General features: G+C 65.9%; 18 protein-coding genes. 7 read left to right on the top strand and 11 right to left on the bottom strand.

The window, feature by feature from the left end; translation table 11 throughout:
* Window positions 1-49: 49 nt before the first annotated feature.
* Together WI560_RS09435 and hpaR are read right to left on the bottom strand one after the other, a co-directional pair.
* Window positions 50-826 carry an HpcH/HpaI aldolase/citrate lyase family protein gene (locus tag WI560_RS09435; RefSeq protein WP_257177434.1) on the bottom strand — a complete coding sequence of 259 codons (777 nt, stop codon included), beginning with the start codon at window positions 824-826 and terminating at the stop codon, window positions 50-52.
* Window positions 827-931: 105 nt separating this feature from the next.
* Window positions 932-1,450: a homoprotocatechuate degradation operon regulator HpaR gene (gene hpaR / locus WI560_RS09430; RefSeq protein WP_375307773.1), complete on the bottom strand. Its 519-nt coding sequence runs from the start codon at window positions 1,448-1,450 to the stop codon at window positions 932-934.
* A 111-nt stretch (window positions 1,451-1,561) separates the two neighbouring features.
* Here hpaR and hpaH point away from each other — a divergent pair, with 111 nt between their 5' ends.
* From hpaH to WI560_RS09415, 3 genes are all read left to right on the top strand, one after another.
* Complete coding sequence (gene hpaH, locus WI560_RS09425) at window positions 1,562-2,368, top strand: 2-oxo-hept-4-ene-1,7-dioate hydratase (protein ID WP_375307772.1); 807 nt, start codon at window positions 1,562-1,564, stop codon at window positions 2,366-2,368.
* Between the two features lie 22 nt (window positions 2,369-2,390).
* Window positions 2,391-2,789, top strand: coding sequence for a 5-carboxymethyl-2-hydroxymuconate Delta-isomerase (locus tag WI560_RS09420; protein WP_257177431.1), 399 nt, complete (start codon window positions 2,391-2,393; stop codon window positions 2,787-2,789).
* A gap of 81 nt (window positions 2,790-2,870) precedes the next feature.
* A complete protein-coding gene (locus tag WI560_RS09415; RefSeq protein WP_375307771.1) occupies window positions 2,871-4,499 on the top strand; it encodes a thiamine pyrophosphate-dependent enzyme in 1,629 nt (542 codons plus the stop codon).
* Here WI560_RS09415 and WI560_RS09410 read toward each other — a convergent pair.
* The 5 genes from WI560_RS09410 to WI560_RS09390 all read right to left on the bottom strand — a co-directional run bounded on the left by WI560_RS09410 (window position 4,477) and on the right by WI560_RS09390 (window position 9,383).
* Complete coding sequence (locus WI560_RS09410; RefSeq protein WP_375307770.1) at window positions 4,477-5,721, bottom strand: MFS transporter; 1,245 nt, start codon at window positions 5,719-5,721, stop codon at window positions 4,477-4,479. The two genes, WI560_RS09415 and WI560_RS09410, sit on opposite strands and share 23 nt — an antisense overlap.
* 54 nt (window positions 5,722-5,775) lie before the next feature.
* Window positions 5,776-6,429: a DNA oxidative demethylase AlkB gene (gene alkB / locus WI560_RS09405; RefSeq protein ID WP_375307769.1), complete on the bottom strand. Its 654-nt coding sequence runs from the start codon at window positions 6,427-6,429 to the stop codon at window positions 5,776-5,778.
* A gap of 9 nt (window positions 6,430-6,438) precedes the next feature.
* Window positions 6,439-7,182, bottom strand: coding sequence for a 2OG-Fe(II) oxygenase (locus tag WI560_RS09400; protein ID WP_375307768.1), 744 nt, complete (start codon window positions 7,180-7,182; stop codon window positions 6,439-6,441).
* Window positions 7,183-7,354: 172 nt separating this feature from the next.
* Window positions 7,355-8,041, bottom strand: a complete 687-nt coding sequence (locus WI560_RS09395) for a DUF2848 domain-containing protein (RefSeq protein WP_375307767.1) — start codon at window positions 8,039-8,041, stop codon at window positions 7,355-7,357.
* Window positions 8,034-9,383 carry an amidase gene (locus WI560_RS09390; protein ID WP_375307766.1) on the bottom strand — a complete coding sequence of 450 codons (1,350 nt, stop codon included), beginning with the start codon at window positions 9,381-9,383 and terminating at the stop codon, window positions 8,034-8,036. The genes WI560_RS09395 and WI560_RS09390 overlap by 8 nt, the downstream gene beginning before the upstream one ends.
* Window positions 9,384-9,559: 176 nt before the next feature.
* Here WI560_RS09390 and WI560_RS09385 point away from each other — a divergent pair, with 176 nt between their 5' ends.
* From WI560_RS09385 to WI560_RS09370, 4 genes are all read left to right on the top strand, one after another.
* Window positions 9,560-9,973: a Zn-ribbon domain-containing OB-fold protein gene (locus tag WI560_RS09385; protein ID WP_375307765.1), complete on the top strand. Its 414-nt coding sequence runs from the start codon at window positions 9,560-9,562 to the stop codon at window positions 9,971-9,973.
* Window positions 9,974-9,976: 3 nt separating this feature from the next.
* Complete coding sequence (locus WI560_RS09380; protein WP_375307764.1) at window positions 9,977-11,116, top strand: thiolase; 1,140 nt, start codon at window positions 9,977-9,979, stop codon at window positions 11,114-11,116.
* A 143-nt stretch (window positions 11,117-11,259) separates the two neighbouring features.
* The gene (locus tag WI560_RS09375) at window positions 11,260-12,174 is read left to right on the top strand and encodes an SDR family NAD(P)-dependent oxidoreductase (RefSeq protein ID WP_194407049.1); all 915 of its coding nucleotides are present in this window, start codon (window positions 11,260-11,262) and stop codon (window positions 12,172-12,174) included.
* Window positions 12,175-12,303: 129 nt separating this feature from the next.
* Window positions 12,304-13,416 carry an SMP-30/gluconolactonase/LRE family protein gene (locus WI560_RS09370; protein WP_375307763.1) on the top strand — a complete coding sequence of 371 codons (1,113 nt, stop codon included), beginning with the start codon at window positions 12,304-12,306 and terminating at the stop codon, window positions 13,414-13,416.
* A gap of 128 nt (window positions 13,417-13,544) precedes the next feature.
* Here WI560_RS09370 and ppc read toward each other — a convergent pair whose 3' ends face one another.
* The 4 genes from ppc to WI560_RS09350 all read right to left on the bottom strand — a co-directional run bounded on the left by ppc (window position 13,545) and on the right by WI560_RS09350 (window position 19,605).
* Window positions 13,545-16,337: a phosphoenolpyruvate carboxylase gene (ppc, locus tag WI560_RS09365; protein ID WP_375307762.1), complete on the bottom strand. Its 2,793-nt coding sequence runs from the start codon at window positions 16,335-16,337 to the stop codon at window positions 13,545-13,547.
* 290 nt (window positions 16,338-16,627) lie between these two features.
* A complete protein-coding gene (locus tag WI560_RS09360) occupies window positions 16,628-17,032 on the bottom strand; it encodes a YccF domain-containing protein (protein ID WP_375307761.1) in 405 nt (134 codons plus the stop codon).
* Window positions 17,033-17,111: 79 nt separating this feature from the next.
* Window positions 17,112-17,906 (bottom strand): enoyl-CoA hydratase/isomerase family protein, encoded by a 795-nt coding sequence (locus tag WI560_RS09355; RefSeq protein WP_375307760.1) that lies wholly within the window; start codon window positions 17,904-17,906, stop codon window positions 17,112-17,114.
* Between the two features lie 154 nt (window positions 17,907-18,060).
* Window positions 18,061-19,605 carry an acyl-CoA synthetase gene (locus WI560_RS09350; RefSeq protein WP_375307759.1) on the bottom strand — a complete coding sequence of 515 codons (1,545 nt, stop codon included), beginning with the start codon at window positions 19,603-19,605 and terminating at the stop codon, window positions 18,061-18,063.
* Window positions 19,606-19,633 lie beyond the last annotated feature (28 nt).

Genomic DNA, 19,633 nt, shown 5'->3' with positions numbered 1-19,633 from the left:
AAAATGGGGAGCAGCCATTCGCCACTCCCCATTCGCTATTCGCGGGCTTTTACGCCTTGCCGCCCGCATCCTTGCGGGTCGCGTTGACCTGCATCTTGGCGTAGGTCGTCATCAGGCCGACCTCGTTCGAGAGCGTCACCAGCTTGAAGCCCATGTTGATGGCGCGCGCTGCGCCTTCGGCGCCGCTGCAATGGATGCCGGGGTTGAGGCCGCGCTTGCCGCATTCCTTGATGATCTTCTCGTAGATCGCGAGGATCTCGGGCTCGCTGCGGTCGAGCTTGGGCTCGAGGCCATAGGAGAAGCCGAGATCGGACGGGCCGATATAGACGCCGTCAATGCCCTCGACATCGAGGATCGCTTCCATGTTCTCGACCGCGGTCCGCGTCTCCATCATCGGCAGCAGCACGATCTCGTCGTTGGCCGTCTTCTGGTAGGAGCCCGCGGTGCCGTACATGCCGGCGCGGATCGGACCGTTGGAGCGCACGCCCTTCGGCGGATATTTGGCATAGGAAACGAGGTTTCTGGCTTCCTGCGGCGTATTGACCATCGGGCAGATCACGCCATAGGCGCCGCCGTCGAGCACCTTGCCGATGATGCCGGGCTCGTTCCAGGGCACGCGGACCATCGGCGTGATCGGATGCTTGTCCATCGCCTGGAAGCACTGCACCATCGACAGATAATCCTGCACGCCATGCTGCATGTCGACGGTGACGCTGTCGAAGCCGCATTGCGCGATCATCTCGGCGGAGAAGCCGGAGGGAATCGCAAGCCATGCGTTGACCACGGCCTTGCCCGACTTCCAGATCTCTTTGACTTTGTTCGCCACGTTGCCTTTCCTTCCCTGTTGCGCCCGATCGGGTTGGGCCGCACTTTGAGCGAAAAAAAGCGTGAATGTCCATGGCTCTCGCCGCGCACGCACGCATATCTGGGGTCATCCCTCCGCGAGGGTATCATCCGCGCTTCCGAGCCCGGCAAGACTGTGTTCGAGCTCGCCCAGCATGTCCTGCAATTCGGCGAGCTTGTGCGCGCCAAAGCGACGCGTGATCTCGGCGTAGATCGCCTCCGAATTCGGCGCCACCGCGGCCATCAGCTTCACCCCCTCTTTCGAGATCGAGACCATGCTGCGGCGCTGGTCCGCTTTCGCCGTCTTGCGCTCGATCAGATTACGCGCTTCGAGATCGCGCAGGATGCGCGACAGGCTCGGTCCGAGCAGGAACGCCGTACGCGCGAGTTCCGTGACCTCCACCGCTTCGATCGCCGCCAGCGCGCGCAGGATACGCCATTGCTGCTCGGTCAAGCCGTGCTGGCGCAGCGAGGGGCGAAACTGTCGCATCACCGCCTCGCGGGCCCGCAGCAGCGACATCGGCAGCGAGCGCGAGAAATCGCGCATCGGCACCTGGCGGGCGGCGGGCGCGCTTCCGCTCGCTGGATCAACCGGCTTTTTCACCATGGTGCCCTTTCAAACCGCGGCAAGTTTGCGGTGCAGCAAACCGGAACGGGGTTTGACGCATTCATTTAACATGTTAAGCATCTCCCCGCACCTCAATTCGTAAGATGGCAAATGGCACTTTCCCACGACGATATCCAAGCTTGCGCGAGGCGTCTGCACCAGGCGGAGAGCACCCGCACGCAGATCCGGCAGCTCTCACAGGATTTCCCTGATATCACCATCTCCGACGCCTACGCGATTCAGAAGGCCTGGGTCGACGTCAAGATCGCGGAGGGACGGATCGTCAGGGGCCACAAGATCGGCCTGACCTCGAAGGCGATGCAGAGCGCGCTCAACATCGACGAACCGGATTCCGGCGTGCTGCTCGACGACATGTTCTTTGCCGACGGCGGGATCATTCCGACCGGGCGCTTCATCGCGACGCGGGTCGAAGCCGAGCTGGCCTTCGTCATGAGCAAGCGCCTTTCAGGCCCGGACTGCACGCTGTTCGACGTGCTCAACGCCACCGACTTCGTCGTGCCGGCACTGGAAATCCTGGACACGCGGATCGAGCGCGTCGATCCCAAGACGAAAGCGACGCGGAAGATTTTCGACACCATTGCCGACAACGCGGCGAATGCCGGCATCGTGCTCGGGGGCCGACCGATCCGCCCGCTCGACGCAGACCTGCGCTGGATCGGCGCGCTGTGTTTCAAGAACGGTCAGCTCGAGGAAACCGGCCTCGCCGCCGGCGTGCTCAATCATCCCGCGACCGCGGTCGCCTGGCTCGCCAACAAGATCGCGCCGCTCGGGCTGGCGCTCGAACCAGGTCAGATCGTGCTTGCGGGCTCCTTCATCCGTCCGATCGAGACCCGCAAGGGCGACACAATTCAGGCCGATTATGGCGCCTACGGCTCGGTCAGCTGCTACTTCGCTTAAGAGGCATAACGAGGAAACCGCGATGCCGCATTTCACGATCGAATATTCGGCCAATCTCGACGGCCGTCTCGATATGAAGCTGGTGTGTGAGGTGGTGCGCAAGGCAGCCAGCGAGACCGGCATCTTCCCGCTCGGCGGCATCCGCGTGCGCGCGATCCGCTGCGAGCATTATGCGGTCGCCGACGGCAGGCAGGACTACGCCTTTCTCGACATGGTGCTGCGCATCGGCGAGGGCCGCGACCTCAAGACGCGGCAACAGGCCGGCGAGCACGTTTTCCAGGCGCTCTCCCGCCATCTCGATCCGGTCTTTGCCGCCGGCAAGTTCGCCCTGTCGTTCGACATGCAGATCAACGACAAGGATACCAGCTGGAAGCGGAACAACATCCACGACGCCCTGAAGGCGGAAGCCCAGGCGGGCTGATGTTGCTCGAAGCCGCGGGCGAGTTCTGCCAAACTGGCGGCGGCGAGGATTCCTGAACCTCAATTGAAGTGGATGAGCGCAATGACCACCCTCACCGGCGGCGAAGCAATCGTAAGCGGCCTGGTCGCCCACGGCGTCGATACCGTGTTCGGCCTGCCCGGCGCGCAGGTCTACGGCCTGTTCGACGCCTTCCACCAGGCCCAGCTCAAGGTGATCGGTGCACGGCACGAGCAGGCCTGCGGCTACATGGCGTTCGGCTATGCGCGCTCCAGCGGCAGGCCCGGCGTGTTCAGCGTGGTGCCCGGCCCCGGCGTGCTCAACGCCAGCGCGGCGCTGCTGACCGCGTTCGGCTGCAACGAGCCGGTGCTATGCGTCACCGGCCAGGTGCCGACGCAGTTTCTGGGCAAGGGCCGCGGCCATCTGCACGAGATGCCGGATCAGCTCGCGACCTTGCGCACCTATGTGAAATGGGCCGACCGGATCGAATATCCCGGCAACGCGCCGACAATCGTGGCGCGCGCGTTCCAGGAGATGATGTCCGGGCGGCGCGGCCCCGCCTCGGTCGAGATGCCCTGGGACGTCTTCACCCAGCGCGCGGACACCGGCGCTGCGCAGGTGCTCGAGCCGCTGCCCGCCCCGCAGCCCGATCCCGATCTGGTGAAGCAGGCGGCCGCGCTGATCAAGGCCAGCAAGGCGCCGATGATCTTCGTCGGCAGCGGCGCGATCGAGGCCGGCGAGGAGATCCTCGAGCTCGCCGAGATGATCGATGCGCCCGTCGTCGCCTTCCGCAGCGGGCGCGGCATCGTCTCCAACGCGCACGAGCTCGGCCTGACCATGGCCGCGGCCTACAAGCTCTGGCCGGCAACCGACTTGATGATCGCAATCGGCACCCGCGCCGAGCTGCCGGCATCCGGCTTCCGCTGGCCCTACCAGCCGAGTGGGCTGAAATCCATTCGCATCGATATCGACCCGGTCGAGATGCGCCGGGTCGTGGTCGATGCCGCCATCGTCGCTGATGCCAAGGCCGGAACGGCCGATCTCGTCACGGCGGTAAAGAAGGCCGGCTATGCGCGGACCCGGGGCCGGCGTGACGACATCCGCGAGGCCACCGCGGCCGCGCAAGCGGAGATTCAGCGCATCCAGCCGCAGATGGCCTATCTCGACATCCTGCGCGAGGTGCTGCCGGCGAATGCGATCGTGACTGACGAATTGTCTCAGGTCGGCTTCGCCTCCTGGTACGGTTTTCCGGTCTACCAGCCGCGCACCTTCATCACCTCGGGCTACCAGGGCACGCTTGGCTCGGGCTTTCCGACCGCGCTTGGTGCCAAGGTCGCCAATCCCGACAAGCCGGTGGTCGCCATCACGGGCGACGGCGGCTTCATGTTCGGCGTTCAGGAGCTTGCCACGGCCGTGCAGTTCAACATCGGCGTGGTGACGCTGGTGTTCAACAACAACGCCTACGGCAACGTCCGCCGCGACCAGCGCGAACGTTTCGACGGCCGTGTGGTGGCGTCCGACCTCGTCAATCCGGATTTCGTCAAGCTCGCGGAATCGTTCGGGGTTGCGGCTGCGCGCGTCACCGCGCCGGATCAGTTCAAGGCCGTGCTGGAGAAGGCGCTCAGCCACAGCGGACCGTATCTGATCTCGGTGGAAGTGCCGCGGGATTCGGAAGTCAGTCCCTGGGCGTTCATCCACCCGCCGAAGCCTTGAGACCGGACCGGCCCTGCAGTCGCGCCGCTGCGATCACCAGGAGGCCGGCGCCCGCGACCGACCAGCAAGCGACCGGCGTCCAGTGCAGCAACGGGGCATATTCGGGCATCTTCTGCAGACCGCCGGCGACGGCCGCCATGCGCGCAAACGTGCCGAGCGCGAGCGCGGAGAAGACCAGCCCGGTGACCTTGCCTTCCGCGCCGGTCGAGCCGATCGCGAGCGCCGCCGAGACCGCGCTCATGAGCATGCAGCCCCAGGCGGCACCGGCGAGAAACTGCGCCGCGATCAGCGTGTTGAGGCTGCCGGCAAGCTCCGCCGCCGCGACCGCGACCGCGCCGAGCAATCCGGCGGCGCCCATCACGATCAGGCCGCCGCGATGCCTGACGACGAGGCTCGCCGGAAACATCGCAATGTTGAAGCCGATCCAGAACACCGGCATCAGCCATTGCAATTCACCGGGGGCGGCGAACCGCAAGTAAGACGGCGCGCTGTTCATGGCGAAGTGCAGCTGGTAGCCGAGGGCGAGCGCGACCATGGCGACGATGAAGGCGACCGGGACGAGGCCGAGCGGCTTTGCCGCCTCGTCCCGGCTGGGCGGCGCGGTATCGCGCGCCACGTCATGCTCGATGCGGGACAGGCCGAGCGCCGTCAACAGCAGCACCACGCTCGAGATCACGAACGGCAGCCGCGCATCGTGCTCGCGCAGCACGACGCCGAGATATGGCGAGACCGCGCCCGCGATGCCATAGCCCAGCATGGCCAATGCCGCGAGGAACGGCACCTGCGGCTTGGCGCGGTATTTGCCGAGCAAGGTCAGCGGCGGCGCGCGCAGCGCCGACGAGGCGATTGACCAGACCACGATCAGCACAATGAACCAGACCTGTGCGCCGGCACCGATGCCGGCGACGAAGGGCAGCGCGACGAAGGCGGCACAAGAGATCGCCGCCAGCACACCGACGAACAGGCCGAGCCTGCCGACGACGGGTGCGAGCCTGTCGGCTGCGATTCCCATCGCGGTATCGGCGATGGTGAAGATCGCCTGGTCCAGCATCAGGATGAGGATCACGGCTGATGGCGCGATGCCGACCTCGGCGGCGAGCTTCGGCAGATAGACGACATAGGTCGTCCAGCCCAGCGTGAACACGAGTTGCAGCACGGCCAGATAGACCCCGGTGCGCGATGCGCTCGTGCTCGCCCCGCTCGAGACCTGTGCAGTCGTCATGTCGCCGCCCCCCTCGCGGAAGCTTAGACGACAGCGATGCCTCTTGGGAATGCCTCAGAGCACCTTGCGGAAGGTCAGATTGATCCGCCGCCGCCCGAGCAGCGCGTGCTCGCCATCGGCTAGCGGCGCCACGCCGTGATAGGCGAGCCTGCTCGGCCCGCCCCAGACCACGACGTCGCCGTGGACAAGCCGGAAACGCCGCGGCTTGTCGCTGCGCGCCATTCCGCCGAACAGGAAGGTCGCGGGCAGGCCGAGCGAGACCGAGACGATCGGCGCCGAATAGTCCAGCTCGTCCTTGTCCTGATGCAGCGACAGCCGGGTGCCGGGCTCATAGCGGTTGACGAGGCAGGCGTCGGGCGCGAAGTCGTGGAAGCCGCCCTGCTCCGCCGCACGGCGGGCGAGATCCCGGAAGACAGGCGGCATCGCCGGCCAGCGCGCGCCGGTGCGCGGATCGACGGGATCATAGCGGTAGCCGGTGTGATCGGTGATCCAGCCGCGCTCGCCGCAATTGGTCATCGCCACCGACATCAGGTGGCCACCGGGCGTGGTCATCCGGCGGAACGGGGATTGCGCCACGATGGCGCGCACGGCGTCGATTAGCTCGCGCTCGATCGGTTTGACGAAGCCGCGCAGCAGCACGGCGCCGTCCGCGATCGCCTCGCGCGACGGCTGCGCCTCGGCGACGCTGTCGAACAGATCAGACGTCAAGGCCTGCGCTCATTTCGCATCATGAAAGATCACACCCAGCGTGTGGCGTTGGCCGGATCTGACACGGCTGACACCATGGCGGAGATTGACACGATAGATGCCGCGCGTCCCCTGCACCGGGCGATGGTGCACGGCGAAGGCGACCGCATCGCCCTGCGCCAGCGGGACGACCTCGGCGCGCGACTGCATGCGCGGGCGCTGCTCGGTCAGCACGAACTCGCCGCCGGTGAAATCGCGGCCCGGCTCGGACAAGAGGATCGCGACCTGGAGCGGGAATACGTGCTCGCCATAGAGGTCCTGGTGCAGGCAATTGTAGTCGCCGGCCTCATATTGCAGCAGCAGGGGCGTCGGCCGCGCCTGCCCGGCGTCGTGGCAGCGCTTCAGGAACGCCTCGTGTGCGGCGGGATAGCGGATGTCGATCCCCATCGCCTCGTTCCAGCGGTTGGCGACGGCTTGAAGATGTGCGTACAGCGCCGGCCGCAATTGCGCGATCAGATCGGGCAGCGGATAGGCGAAATATTTGTACTCGCCGCGGCCGAAGCCGTGACGGCCCATGACGATGCGGCTGCGGAAGTGCGCGTCATCGGGATAGAGCGCGGCGATGCCGCGGCATTGCTCGGGCGTGAGCAGGCCCTTCAGGACGGCACAGCCCTGGGAATCGAGCTCGGCGGTGATCTGCGGCCAGTCGAGGGTGTCGACGTGGGCGGCGAGGTCGACCGCGTCATAGACGGGAGCACGTTTCGCGATTGCCATGGCGATATCCTATCCATCCGTCATTCCGGGGCGCCCTCTTGGCGCGAGCCCGGAATCCATACTCCCGATCGTGGTTATGGATTCCGGGCTCGCGACTTCGTCGCGCCCCGGAATGACGGGAGTGGGTATGGCAGATCGCACTCGCGACAACCACCCGATTTCCGGGCGCGACCTAGCCCCGCACCGGCAGCGTCGCCACCTCATAGCCGTGCCTGATCGTGCGCTTCAGCACGGGATCTTCAAGCTCGAAGTCGAACCGCTCCGCCGGGCGGATGCCGCCCTTGGCGGCGAAGGTGCCGCCGAACATCGCGCAGCCGTCGGGGAACTTGCCGCCATCAAAGCCGCGCGCGATGAGCTCAGTGACCGGCAGCATCGCGTCAAGCGTGCCTTCCTGGTAGAGCACGCGCTCGCCCTTGATGGTGGCGTAGGAGCGCAGGATCATCTTGTCCCAGTGCCCGATCACATCCTCCAGCTCCCACAGCGTGGAGGCGATCGGCTTGTCGCACATCTGCTTGGACACCGTGACGTTATAGGCCTCGACCTTGCGGTCGGTGTGGTCGGAGCCGCAACCGACGAAGATGCGGCCCTGCCAGCCGATCAGCACGAACTCGACCTCGCCGCTGGAATCGCCGCCGGTGCATTCGATGCTGTCGTCCTGGGTCAGCCGCCGCGCCGAGGCGCGGTAGTAGATCGGGGTCGAGGCCGGCGGGGCGATGCCCATCTCCTGCAGCTCTTTGATGTGCTTGTCGCGCGCGACGGGATCGCGGCCGGTCCAGCCGGCGATGACCATCTGGTCAATCGGCAGCGTCAACGGTGTGGTGGTGCCCCGGGCGTCGACGGTGAAAGTGAGGTCAAACACGAATGACGGCCTCCATGCCGGCGGCAAGTTCGAAGATACGGCGGTCCGACCCGCCCGCGCCCGCCAGCATCAGGCCGACCGGAACGTCGCCCTGGCGATGCGCAGGAATCGAGATGGCGCAGCCGTCGATCATGTTGATCAGGGTGCAGTTGCGCAGCGCGCGCAGGTTCTGCGTGGTGAAGGCCTTGTCGTCGGCGAGATCGGCGATCTTCGGCGGCGTGTTCGCGGTGGTCGGCAGCACCAGCGCGTCATAGGGCGCGATGCGCGCATTGACGCGGGCAATCAGCGAGCGACGCTCGTTGAGGAGATCGATGTAGTCGGCCGCGCTCTGGGCCTCGCCGCGCATGATGCGGACGGAGACGCGGGGGTCGTAGACGTCGCCCTTGGCGGTGATCAGATGGCGATGCCAGGCGTAGCTCTCGGACGCGGCAAAGCCGCCCTTGGCGTTCATCGGGCCGATCTCGTGAAATTCGGCCATCTCGATGCGCTCGATGATGGCGCCGTGATCGGCCAGCGACTTCAGCGCGCGCTCGAAGGTCTCGGCGACCGCTGCGTCGAGATCGTCGAGCGCGATCGTGGTCGGCACCGCCAGCCGCATGCCCTTCACGGGACGCGGCTTCAGCGCGGCGATCGGCTCGTTCGCGAGCACCGCATCGAGAATGGCACAGCAGCTGACCGATCGCGCCAGCGGCCCGATGCTGTCGAGCGAGAACGACAGCGGCACCGAGCCGTCGAGCGGCACGCGGCGCTGCGTCGGCTTGTAGCCGACGATGCCGTTATAGGCCGCCGGAATCCGACAGGAGCCGCCGGTGTCGGTGCCGAGCGCGCCATGCGCCATGCCGTCGAGCACGGACACTGCCGCGCCCGAGGAGGAGCCGCCGGGCACGTGGCCCTCGGCCCGGTTCCAGGCCCCCTTCGGCGTGCCGTAGTGTGGATTGATGCCGATGCCGGAATAGGCGAACTCGGTCATGTTGGTGCGGCCGATCACAACGAAGCCGGCCCTGCGCAGCCGCGCCACCGTCGCCGCGTCCTGCTCGGCCGGCGGGGAATCGTCGAGGGCGCGGGAGCCGGCGCGCGTCACCTGGCCCTTGATGTCGAAGAGATCCTTGATCGAGACCGGGATGCCGGCATAGCGCGACGGCGCGGCCTTCACCTTGCGCAGGCCGTCCATCGCGTCCGCAGCCGCGAGCGCGGCGTCCTTGTCGACATGGAGAAAGGTGCGCTGGCCTTCGCCTGCGGGATCGGCGATCCTGGCGATACACGCCTCGACCAGCTTGCGAGCGGTGGTGCGGCCGCTTTCGAGGTCCTCGGCGAGCTTCGCCAGTGTCGGAAAATCGGGCATGTCTGTCTCACGGAATATTGGGCGCGCGCAATCTATAGCGCTGGCTCAGTTCGACACAAGCATTGTGCGCATGATGGCATGCATGCGTATTGCTGGACCGTTGACGCACCATGGTCGATTGTCGCATCAAGATCGAAACAGGCGGGCGCCAAGCCCGTCTTGGAGGAGCCGCCGAGATGGCCGAACCGCAGCGCGCGCGACCGAAACCGACGCCGGAAACCCAGCATTTCTGGGACGGCACCAAAGCCGGCGAATTGCGCCTGCAGCGCTGCGACGCCTGCGCGCATGTCTACTTCCCGCCGCGCCCGTTCTGCCCGTCCTGCGCCTCGCGCAAGGTCTCGGTCTTCAAGGCGAGCGGCAAGGGCTTCCTCTACAGCTACGTGATCAACCACCGTCCCGCTGCGCCCGGCTTCACGCCGCCTTACGCGATCGCCGTGGTCGAGCTCGACGAGGGCCCGCGGATGATGAGCAACATCATCGACTGCCCGCAGACCCCCGAAGCGCTCGAGCTCGACATGAAGCTCGAGGTCGCCTTCCAGGCGCTCGACGACAAGATCACGCTTCCCGTCTTCCGTCCGGCGAAGGGGTAGGCCATGCGCAGGAACCAGGTTGCCGTCGTCGGCGCGGCCGAGACCACCGAGCTCGGGGTAATCCCGAACGCCTCGCAGCTGCAGCTGCACGCCGATGCCGCGCTCAACGCCATCGCCGATGCCGGGCTGAAGCTGTCCGACATCGACGGCTTTGCCACCGCGGTCGAGACGCCGCAGCAGGTCTGCCATTATCTCGGCATCAAGCCGACCTGGGTTGACGGCACCTCCGTCGGCGGCTGCTCCTTCATGCTGCACGTCCGCCATGCCGCTGCCGCGATCGAGGCCGGCCTGTGCAAGACCGTACTGATCACCCATGCCGAGAGCGGCAAGTCGATGATCGGCAAATTGCCGCGCTCGACGCCGGCCGACAGCCTCAACGGCCAGTTCGAGGCGCCCTACGGCGTCTATGGGCCGCCCAGCATGTTCCCGATTCCCGTGCTGCGCTTCATGAAGACCTGGGGCATCACGCACGAGCAGCTTGCCTCGGTGGCGGTGGTGCAGCGGGAATGGGCGGCGAAGAATCCGCGGTCGATGATGAAGGACCCGATCACGGTCGCCGACGTCCTGAATTCGCGCATGATCGCCTATCCGTTCCGCCTGCTGCAATGCTGCCTCGTCACCGACGGCGGCGGCGCGCTGATCCTGACGTCGGCCGACCGCGCCAGGGATTTTCCGCGGAAACCGGTCTACATCATGGGCACCGGCGAGAGCGTGGAGACGCCGATGGTCAGCCAGATGGAGACCTTCAACTCCTCGCGCGCGTTCAAGACCGCGGGGCCGCTGGCCTTCAAGGAGGCCGGCATCGCGCATGAGGACGTTGACCATCTCATGATCTATGATGCGTTCGCGCACCTGCCGCTGTTCGGCCTCGGGGACCTCGGCTTCATGCCCTATGAGGAGACCGGAAAGTTCATCGCGGACGGTAATACCCGGCCCGGCGGCAAGCTGCCGCTGAACACCAATGGCGGCGGATTGAGCTACATGCATTCGGGCATGTACGGCATGTACGCGCTGCAGGAGAGCGTGCGGCAGATGCGCGGTATTGCGCCGGCGCAGGTAGCCAACGCGAAGATATCGGTGTGCCACGGCGTCGGCGGCATGTTCGCGGCAAGTGGCACGATCGTGTTTACGAACGAGAGGTAGTTGCTGTCATTCCGGGGCGGCGCGAAGCGCGAACCCGGAATCCATCTGACCGCAATGACGGTGGTGCGATGGATTCCGGGCTCGCGCCAAGAGGCGCGCCCCGGAATGACGGCGGAATTTGGAACGCATAGCGGAGACACCACATGAGCAAATCACTGCAGGACAAGGTCATCATCGTCACCGGCGCAGGCCGCGGCATCGGGCGCGAGATCGCGCTGCTGTGCGCCGGCGAAGGCGCCAAGGTCGTGGTTAACGACCCCGGCGGAGCGTCCGACGGCGCCGGCTCGAACGCGGCGCCCGCCGAGGAGGTGGTCGAGGAGATCAAGAAGCGCGGCGGCACGGCCGTTGCGAACTTCGAGAGCGTCGCGGAAGCAATTCCGGCCAGCAAGATCGTGAAGACCGCGACCGATCATTTCGGCCGGCTCGACGGCGTCGTCAACAATGCCGGCATCCTGCGCGACATGATCTTCCACAAGATGAGCGTGGAGGCGTTCGAGGCCGTCATCAAGGTGCATCTGATGGGCTCGTTCTATGTCAGCCACGCCGCGGCGCGGATCTTCCGCGAGCAGGAGTCGGGCTCCTTCGTGCACTTCACCTCGACCTCGGGACTGATCGGCAACTTTGGACAAGCCAATTACGCGGCCGCCAAGCTCGGCATCGTCGGTCTTTCGAAGTCGATCGCACTCGACATGGGACGCTTCAACGTCCGCTCCAACTGCGTCTCGCCGTTCGCCTGGACCCGCATGATCGGAACCATCCCCACCGAAACCGAGGCCGAGAAGGCGCGGGTCGAGAAGATCAAGCAGATGGGCCCGGAGAAGATCGCCCCGCTCTGCGGCTATCTGCTCGGCGATTCCGCCAAGGACGTCACCGGGCAGATCTTCGGCGTGCGCATGAACGAGATCTTCCTGTTCAGCCAGAACCGTCCGATCCGCTCGGTGCAGCGGAGCGAAGGCTGGACGCCGCAATCGATCGCCGAGCACGGCATGCCGGCGCTGAAGGGCTCGTTCTACAAGCTCGACCGCTCCGCCGACATCTTCACCTGGGATCCGGTGTAAGGGGTTTCGTCGAGCCGCATTTCCGGCATCCCTGCCCTGCGATCTCTGGTTGTCTTAACCAGAGATCGCCCCGGTTTACGCCCGAATACGGGCGGATGATGGCCTTCCAACGAACTTTGGGAGGAAACCATGACAAGAATCCTGACCAACTCCGACGACACGACTGTCGGCGGCGGCCTTGGCCGCCGCACGCTCCTCAAGGGCGCGGCGGCACTCGCCACCTCGACCGTCCTGGCATCACAGGCCGATGCCCGCGACTTCGGCGCCAGTGCCGAGCCGCAGCGCTATCCCGACCCCGACATCGTCGTGATCGACCCCAAGCGCTTCAAGGCCAAGGTCGGCAACACCGCGATCAAGCGGCTCTACACCGGCTGCCTGTGGGCGGAGGGGCCGGCATGGAACGCACAGGGACAATATCTGGTCTGGAGCGACATCCCCGCCAACCGGCAACTCCGTTATCTCGATGACGACGGCCACATCTCCGAGCAGTTCCGCAAGCCCTCGAACGAGTCGAACGGCAACTCGTTCGATACCGAGGGGCGTCAGCTCACCGCCGAGCGCACCCGCCTCGTCCGCTTTGAGCATGACGGCTCGTTGACGACGCTGGCGGAGCAGGCCAATGGCAAGCCGCTCAATGGGCCGAACGACATGGTCGTGCATCCCAACGACAAGGCGATCTGGTTCACCGATCCCGGCTATGGCGCGATCAGCATCTATGAAGGCAAGCTTGCCAAGACAGGCTCGCCGCAGCCGCATCAGAAGGAAGCCGTGTATCGGCTGGACACCCAGACCGGGCAGGTCGCGAAGGTCGCAGACGAGCCGTTCAAGCCGAACGGCATCGCCTTCAGCCACGATTACAAGAAGCTCTATGTCTGCGACACCGGCGTCACCCATTACCCCGAAGCCAAGAACGTGGTGTGGTCCTACGACATCGACGGGGCGAAGCTATCGAACCCGAAGAAGCTGATCGACATGACGCTCGACGGCAAGTCCGGCTTCCCCGACGGCCTGCGCGTCGACACCGAGGGCAACATCTGGGTCGGCGCCGGCTGGGTCGGTCCCGGCTACGACGGCGTGCAGGTGTTCGCACCGAGCGACGGGGCGCGGATCGGACAGATCCTGTTGCCGGAGACCTGTGCCAACGTCTGCTTCGGCGGCAAGAAGCGCAACCGCCTGTTCATGACCGCGAGCCAATCGCTCTATGCGGTCTATGTGGAGACGCAGGGCGCGCATTTCTGTTGACGTCATGCGCAGTTCCTCGTCATGCCCGGGCTTGTCCCGGGCATCCACGTTCTTGGTGCTGCGGGGTAAGACGTGGATGGCCGGGACAAGCCCGGCCATGACGACTGAGGATGTGGCGACGGCGTCGCCTACCCCGTATTTCGCAACCCCGCCGAAATCCCGTTGATCGTCAGCTGAATCCCGCGCAGCACCTGCTCGTCCGGGTTCTGCGCGCGGTGCTCTTTCAAGAGCTCGACCTGCACGTGGTTGAGAGGGTCGAGATAGGGGAAGCGGTGGCGCACGGAGCGCTCCAAGAGCGGATTGCCCTGCAGCAGCCGGTCCTGACCCATGATATCGAGCAGGCCCTCGATCGAGGCGTGCCATTCGCGGCGGATGCGGCCGAAGATCTTTTCCCGCAGCGCTTCGTCGGGCACGAGCTCGGCATAGCGCGAGGCGATCGCGATCGAGCTCTTCGCCAGCACCATGTCCATGTTCGACAGCAGCATCCGAAAGAACGGCCATTCCCGGTAGAGCTCTTTCAGGAACGGCATGCCCTTGTCGGGGTGCTCGGCGATCCACTGCTCGACCGCGCTGCCAAAGCCGTACCAGCCCGGCAGCATCAGCCGGCATTGCGCCCAGGAGAACACCCAGGGAATGGCGCGCAGATCCTCGATCGCCCGGGTCTTCTTGCGCGAGGCCGGGCGGCTGCCGATGTTCAGCGTCGCGATCTCGTTGATGACCGTCGATGACCAGAAGTAATCGACGAAGCCCTCGGTCTCGTAGACGAGGCCGCGATAGGCCTTGAAGGCGAGGTTCGACAACTCGTCCATCGCAGTCAGGTATTCGCGGCGCGGCGCGCTCCGGCGCGGATGCAGCAGGCTCGCTTCCAGCGTCGCCGCGGCGAGGATCTCCAGGTTGTTGCGGCCTACTTCCGCGTTGGAATATTTCGACGAGATGATCTCGCCCTGCTCGGTGATGCGGATCTGGCCGTTCACCGCGCCGCCGGGCTGCGCGATGATGGCGTCGTAGCTCGGCCCGCCGCCGCGCCCCACAGAGCCGCCGCGGCCGTGAAACAGGCGTAAGCGCACGTGATGGCGCTCGAACACTTCGACGAGATTGATCTCGGCCTTGTAGAGCTCCCAGCCCGAGGTGACGAAGCCGCCGTCCTTGTTCGAGTCCGAATAGCCGAGCATGACCTCCTGTACGCTGCCGCGGCTGTCGACGAGACGCCGGTAATCGTGCAGCGACAGCATGCGGTCCATGATGCCGGACGAGGCCTGCAGGTCCTCGATGGTCTCGAACAGCGGCACGATGTTGATGGCGCTGCGGCCGGAGGGATGGACGAGGCCGACCTCCTTCAAGAGCACCGCCACCTCCAGCATGTCCGACATGCCCTTGCACATCGAGATGATGCATTGCGGAATCGCGTCCGAGCCGAACTTCGCGTGCGCCTCCGCGGCGGCATGGAACACGTTGAGCTCGCCCATGGTCTCGTCGCTGTACTTGACGAACGGCGAGACCAGCGCGCGCGTCGAGCGCAACTCGTTCGTCAGCAGCGAGATGCGCGCATCCTCGCCGAGCGCGAGATAGGACATGCCGGGGTTGGCGGCGTCCATCAGCTCGGCGATGGTGCGCTCGTGCACCGCCGAGTTCTGGCGGATGTCGAGCCGGGCGAGGTGGAAGCCGAAGCAATCCACCGCACGCCGGAGCAGCCGCAGCCGGCCGCGGGCGATGACACGGGCGTTGTTGGAGATCAGCGAGCGGTGCAGCACGTCGAGATCGGCCTGCAGCTCCTTGACGCTGGTGTAAGGCGCACCCTTGCCGACCGGCCGGCGGGTGATCTCGACCTCGAGCTTCTCGGCCGTCGCGGTCAGGCGCGCATAGATGCCCGAGACTGCCAGGCGATAAGGCTCGCCGCTCCGGTGCGGCGAGGTGTCCGGCGAGCGCTCGGCGAGGTTACGCAGCTCCTCCGAGACGTCGGCCAGATGCGCCGCGATCGACAATTCCGAGCCGAGCACATGCAGCTCTTCCAGGTAGAACTGCATCACCCGGCTCGACTGCAGCCGCAGCGTGCCGCGCATCACGTCGGCGGTGACGAAGGGATTGCCGTCGCGGTCGCCCCCGATCCAGCTGCCCATGCGCAGGAACGAGGCGAGCTCGCCGGCGGCCTGCTCGCCGCCCTGCTCCAGCCGGTCTTCCAGCGCGTTGATCAGCCGCGGCACCTCGCGCAGGAAGGTGTAGTCGTAGAACGATAGGCCGTTGGCGACCTCATCGAGCACGGTGAGCTTGGTCCGGCGCAAGAGATTGGTCTGCCACAGCGTCAGCACCTCGCGGCGAAGCTGCTCGTCGCTGGCTTCCGCCTCCTCCGCGGTCAGCGCCACGCGCTCGCGGCGGTCGAGCAGGTGCGCGACCTCCATCTCGCGGTCCATGGTGCTCTTGCGGCGTACCTCGGTCGGATGCGCGGTCAACACTGGGCTGACCAGGGCGGTCTTGAAAAAGTCGCGCAAGCCGTCGGCGCTGATACCCGCCGCCTTGGCGTGGGCGAGCGTTTCCGCCAGCACGCCGGAGCCGCCGCCATTGGCGCTGCGGGCACGCATCTGGCGGATGTTATTCTGGTCCTCGGCGATATTGGCGAGGTGGGAGAAATAGCTGAAGGCGCGGACGATGCGCACCGTTTCCGACGTCGACATGCTGTCGAGGATCTGCTCGAGCTCGCGGCGGGCGAGCCGGTCCTCGTCGCGGTGAAACCGGATCGAGGTCTGGCGGATGCGCTCGACCAGATCGAACAAGTCGGCGCCCTCCTGGTCGCGCACGGTGTCGCCGAGGATGCGCCCGAGCAGGCGGATGTCGTCCCGCAGCCGCGCCTCGGCTTCCGTGACCTGGACGTCGTCAGGGCGGTTGGCGCGATCGGTGCCGTCGGATGATACGGTCTGGAGGGACATGGCTCGCTCCTTGGTTCGAGCTCGCGTGGATGCCCGGCACAGCCGAGTGTGCGATATTTTTCTACCGCAGCGCAAGATGAAGTTGGTGGCGGTGCACACGGTCGCGTCGCGCGTCCCGGACGCGCTGCAGCGTGCAACGCTGCTGCGCAGAGCCGGACCCAGGAGCCACAAGCGCATTGCTGCAATATGGGCCCCGGCTCTGCAGCGCATCGCTGAAGAAGCGCTGCACTGCGTCCGGGGCACAAGGATTGGTCTCGGCGGCGAAGGGAGTTACGCCGCTCGCGCGCGCCTCAGGCCGGCACGATCACCTTGCCGATTGGCCACAGCGCGATGCCGGCGAGCTTGAGGTGCGCCCAGGCGAAGGGGATGCCGATGATGGTGATTGCGAGCACCAAGGCCGTCAGGACGTGGCCGAGAGCCAGCCACCAGCCGGCGAGGACGAACCAGATGATATTGCCGATCACCCCGAGCGGACCGGTGCCGATATCCTCGACGCCGGTGACGTCGTAGCGGTTGACTGCCCGCGAGCCGAACGGTAGCAGCGTGTAGACGGCGATGTTGAACGCCGCCCGCGCCCAGGGCAGCCCGACGATGGTGATGGCCATGATGACCGCGGCCACCACCCAGCCGAACGCCATCCAGGCGCCGCCGATCAGGATCCAGAGGATGTTGAGGAGCATGGAAACGGGGGTCATGGCATGATCCAGGGTCAGTGGTCCCGCTTATATAGGATCGAAATCTGTCTCTGCTATGATGCCCCCGTGGCACAACCGGCTACCGTCCTTCGAATTTCGGCTCGCGCTTCTCCATGAACGCCTTCATGCCTTCGGCCATGTCCTGCGTTTTGAACAGCGGCAGGAGCTGGAGATAGACGTGGTGGACGTGGTCGGAGAAGTTCTCGTTCAGGCCCATCCGCATCATGCGCTTCGAGGCTTGCACCGCGAGCGGCGCGTTGGCGGCGATCTCGCGCGCGACAGCCATGGCGCGATTCATCAGCTCGGCATCCGGCACGACCTCGTTGGCAAGCCCCCATTCCAGGCACTCGCGGGCGCTTAGCGTACGGCCGGTGAAGATCAGCTCGGAGGCCTTGGCCCAGCCGAGCATGCGTGGCAGCAGCCAGGTGCCGCCGGATTCCGGCACCACGCCGCGCTTGACGAAGGCGGCTGCGAGCTTCGACGATTCCGCCATGATGCGGATATCGCAGCCGAGCGCGGTGTCCATGCCGTAGCCGGCCGCGCCGCCGTTGACGGCGCAGATGGTCGGCTTGTCCATCGCTTGTAACACCGTCGGCGGGGTGTTGCGGAGGTTGATCGTGGTCGGCGAGGACGCGGCGCTGAGGCCGTTGCCGTCCCGCTCCTTGCGGAGGTCAAGCCCGGCGCAGAACGCCCTACCCTTGCCGGTGAGGATCACGACCCGGACGTTCTTGTCCTCGTTGGCTTCGGTCAGCAGCCGCGCCAGATCGTTCAGCATCGGGCCGGAGATGGTGTTCATGCGCTCCGGCGCGTTGAGCGTGATGGTCGCGATGTGGTCGGCGATTGTGTAGAGGACTTCGTTGGCGGCGTCGGTCATGGCAAATGTTTCCCCATTCGTTGTCCCGTAGGGTGGGCAAAGGCCGCGTTTGCGCCGTGCCCACGATCTGTCTCCGTAGGCGAATTTGGTGGGCACGCCTCCGCCTTCGCTCTTCGAGCTGCGGCGGACGCTTTGCCCACCCTACGGCACCGCCTCAGATCTTCCGGCCCGCCTGCTCCCAATAGGGATCGCGCAGGCGGCGCTTGAAGATCTTGCCGGAATCTTCACGCGGCAGGCCGGTGCGGATCTCGATGTGCTTGGGCACCTTGTAGTCGGCCAGATGCGCCTTCAGCGCGGCGCGGACATCGGCGGCCTCGAGCGTGACGCCGGCTTGCGGCTCGACCACGGCCATCAGCGCCTCGCCGAACTCGGCATCGGGGATGCCGAACACGGCGCAATCGTGCACGCCCGGAACGGCATGCAGCACGGATTCGATCTCGGCCGGATAGATGTTGACGCCGCCCGAGATCACCATGTCGCGCTTGCGGTCACAGATGAAGACGTAGCCGTCCTCGTCGATATAGCCGACATCGCCCGAGGTGATGAAGCCGTCGCGGTCGATCTCGGCGCGCTTCTCCGGCTTGTTGTGGTAGGTGAAATCGGCCAGCTCGGCCATGCGGGAGTAGATCTCGCCGATCTCGCCCGTGCCGAGCACGCGGCCGTCCTCACCGAGGAAGCGCAGCTCGGCGCCCGGCGAGATCCTGCCGACGGTGCCGGGCTTCTTCAGCGCATCCTCCGAGGTCGCAAAGGTGACGGCGCTGGATTCGGTCGAGCCGTAGAACTCGTAGATCACCGGCCCCCACCATTCGATCATGGCGCGCTTGACGTCGGCCGGGCATGGCGCGGCGGCGTGGATGACGTGGCGCAGCGAGGAGACGTCGTACCTTCTGCGCACCGTTTCCGGCAGCTTCATCAGGCGGATGAACATGGTCGGCACCATGAAGATGGTGTCGACCTCAAAGCGTTCGATCTGCGCGAGGAATTCCTCAGGATCGAAGCGCGGCATCAGCACGAGCACGCCGCCGAGCTTGCCGGCGCGGATGCCGAACGAGTTCGGCGCGGAATGATAAAGCGGGCCCGGCAGCAGCGCACGGGCGCCGGGCTTGAGCCCGTAGATCATCGCCCGCATGCGCTCGCCGGCCGCCTGCTGCTCCGGCGTCGGCGCGTTGCGGCGGACACCCTTGGGATGGCCTGTGGTGCCTGACGTGTAGATCATGTTCATCGGCTGCGGCACGATCGGGCCGTCATAGGGCTGGTGCTGCGCGAGCCAGGATTCGAAATCGATCGCGAAGTCCGGCGTCCTCAGATGATCGGGATCGATCTTGTAGCTGGACAGGACCTCCGGCGGGGTCGGCACGCTGAGCACGGTGACGCCCGCAGGAATCGCATCGCGCAGGGCATGCAGCATGTCGGCATGTCCGATCAGGACGGACGTGCCGGTGTCGTTCAGGATGTAGTTGATCTCCTCCGGCTTGAAGTGCCAGTTGATCGGCACGCCATAGGCACCGAGGCGCATCGCGGCGTAGGCAGCCTCCAGGAACGCGATGTCGTTGCGCATCAGCATGCAGACGCAATCGCCCGGACGGACGCCGAGCTTGGCGAGGCCGGAGGCGATGCGATCGGCGCGGGCGGCAATCTCCGTGTGGGTGCGTCGGCGGTCGCCGGAGACGATGCCGAGGAAGTCAGACGTTTCGCTCATTGTTGTTTTGCTTTGTTGGTTTGCGACG

The sequence above is a fragment of the Bradyrhizobium sp. A11 genome, assembly GCF_042077125.1.
Taxonomy (GTDB): Bacteria; Pseudomonadota; Alphaproteobacteria; order Rhizobiales; family Xanthobacteraceae; genus Bradyrhizobium; species Bradyrhizobium japonicum_B.
Note: the sequence above shows the minus strand (reverse complement) of the source record. Positions and strands in the feature narration are given on the sequence as shown.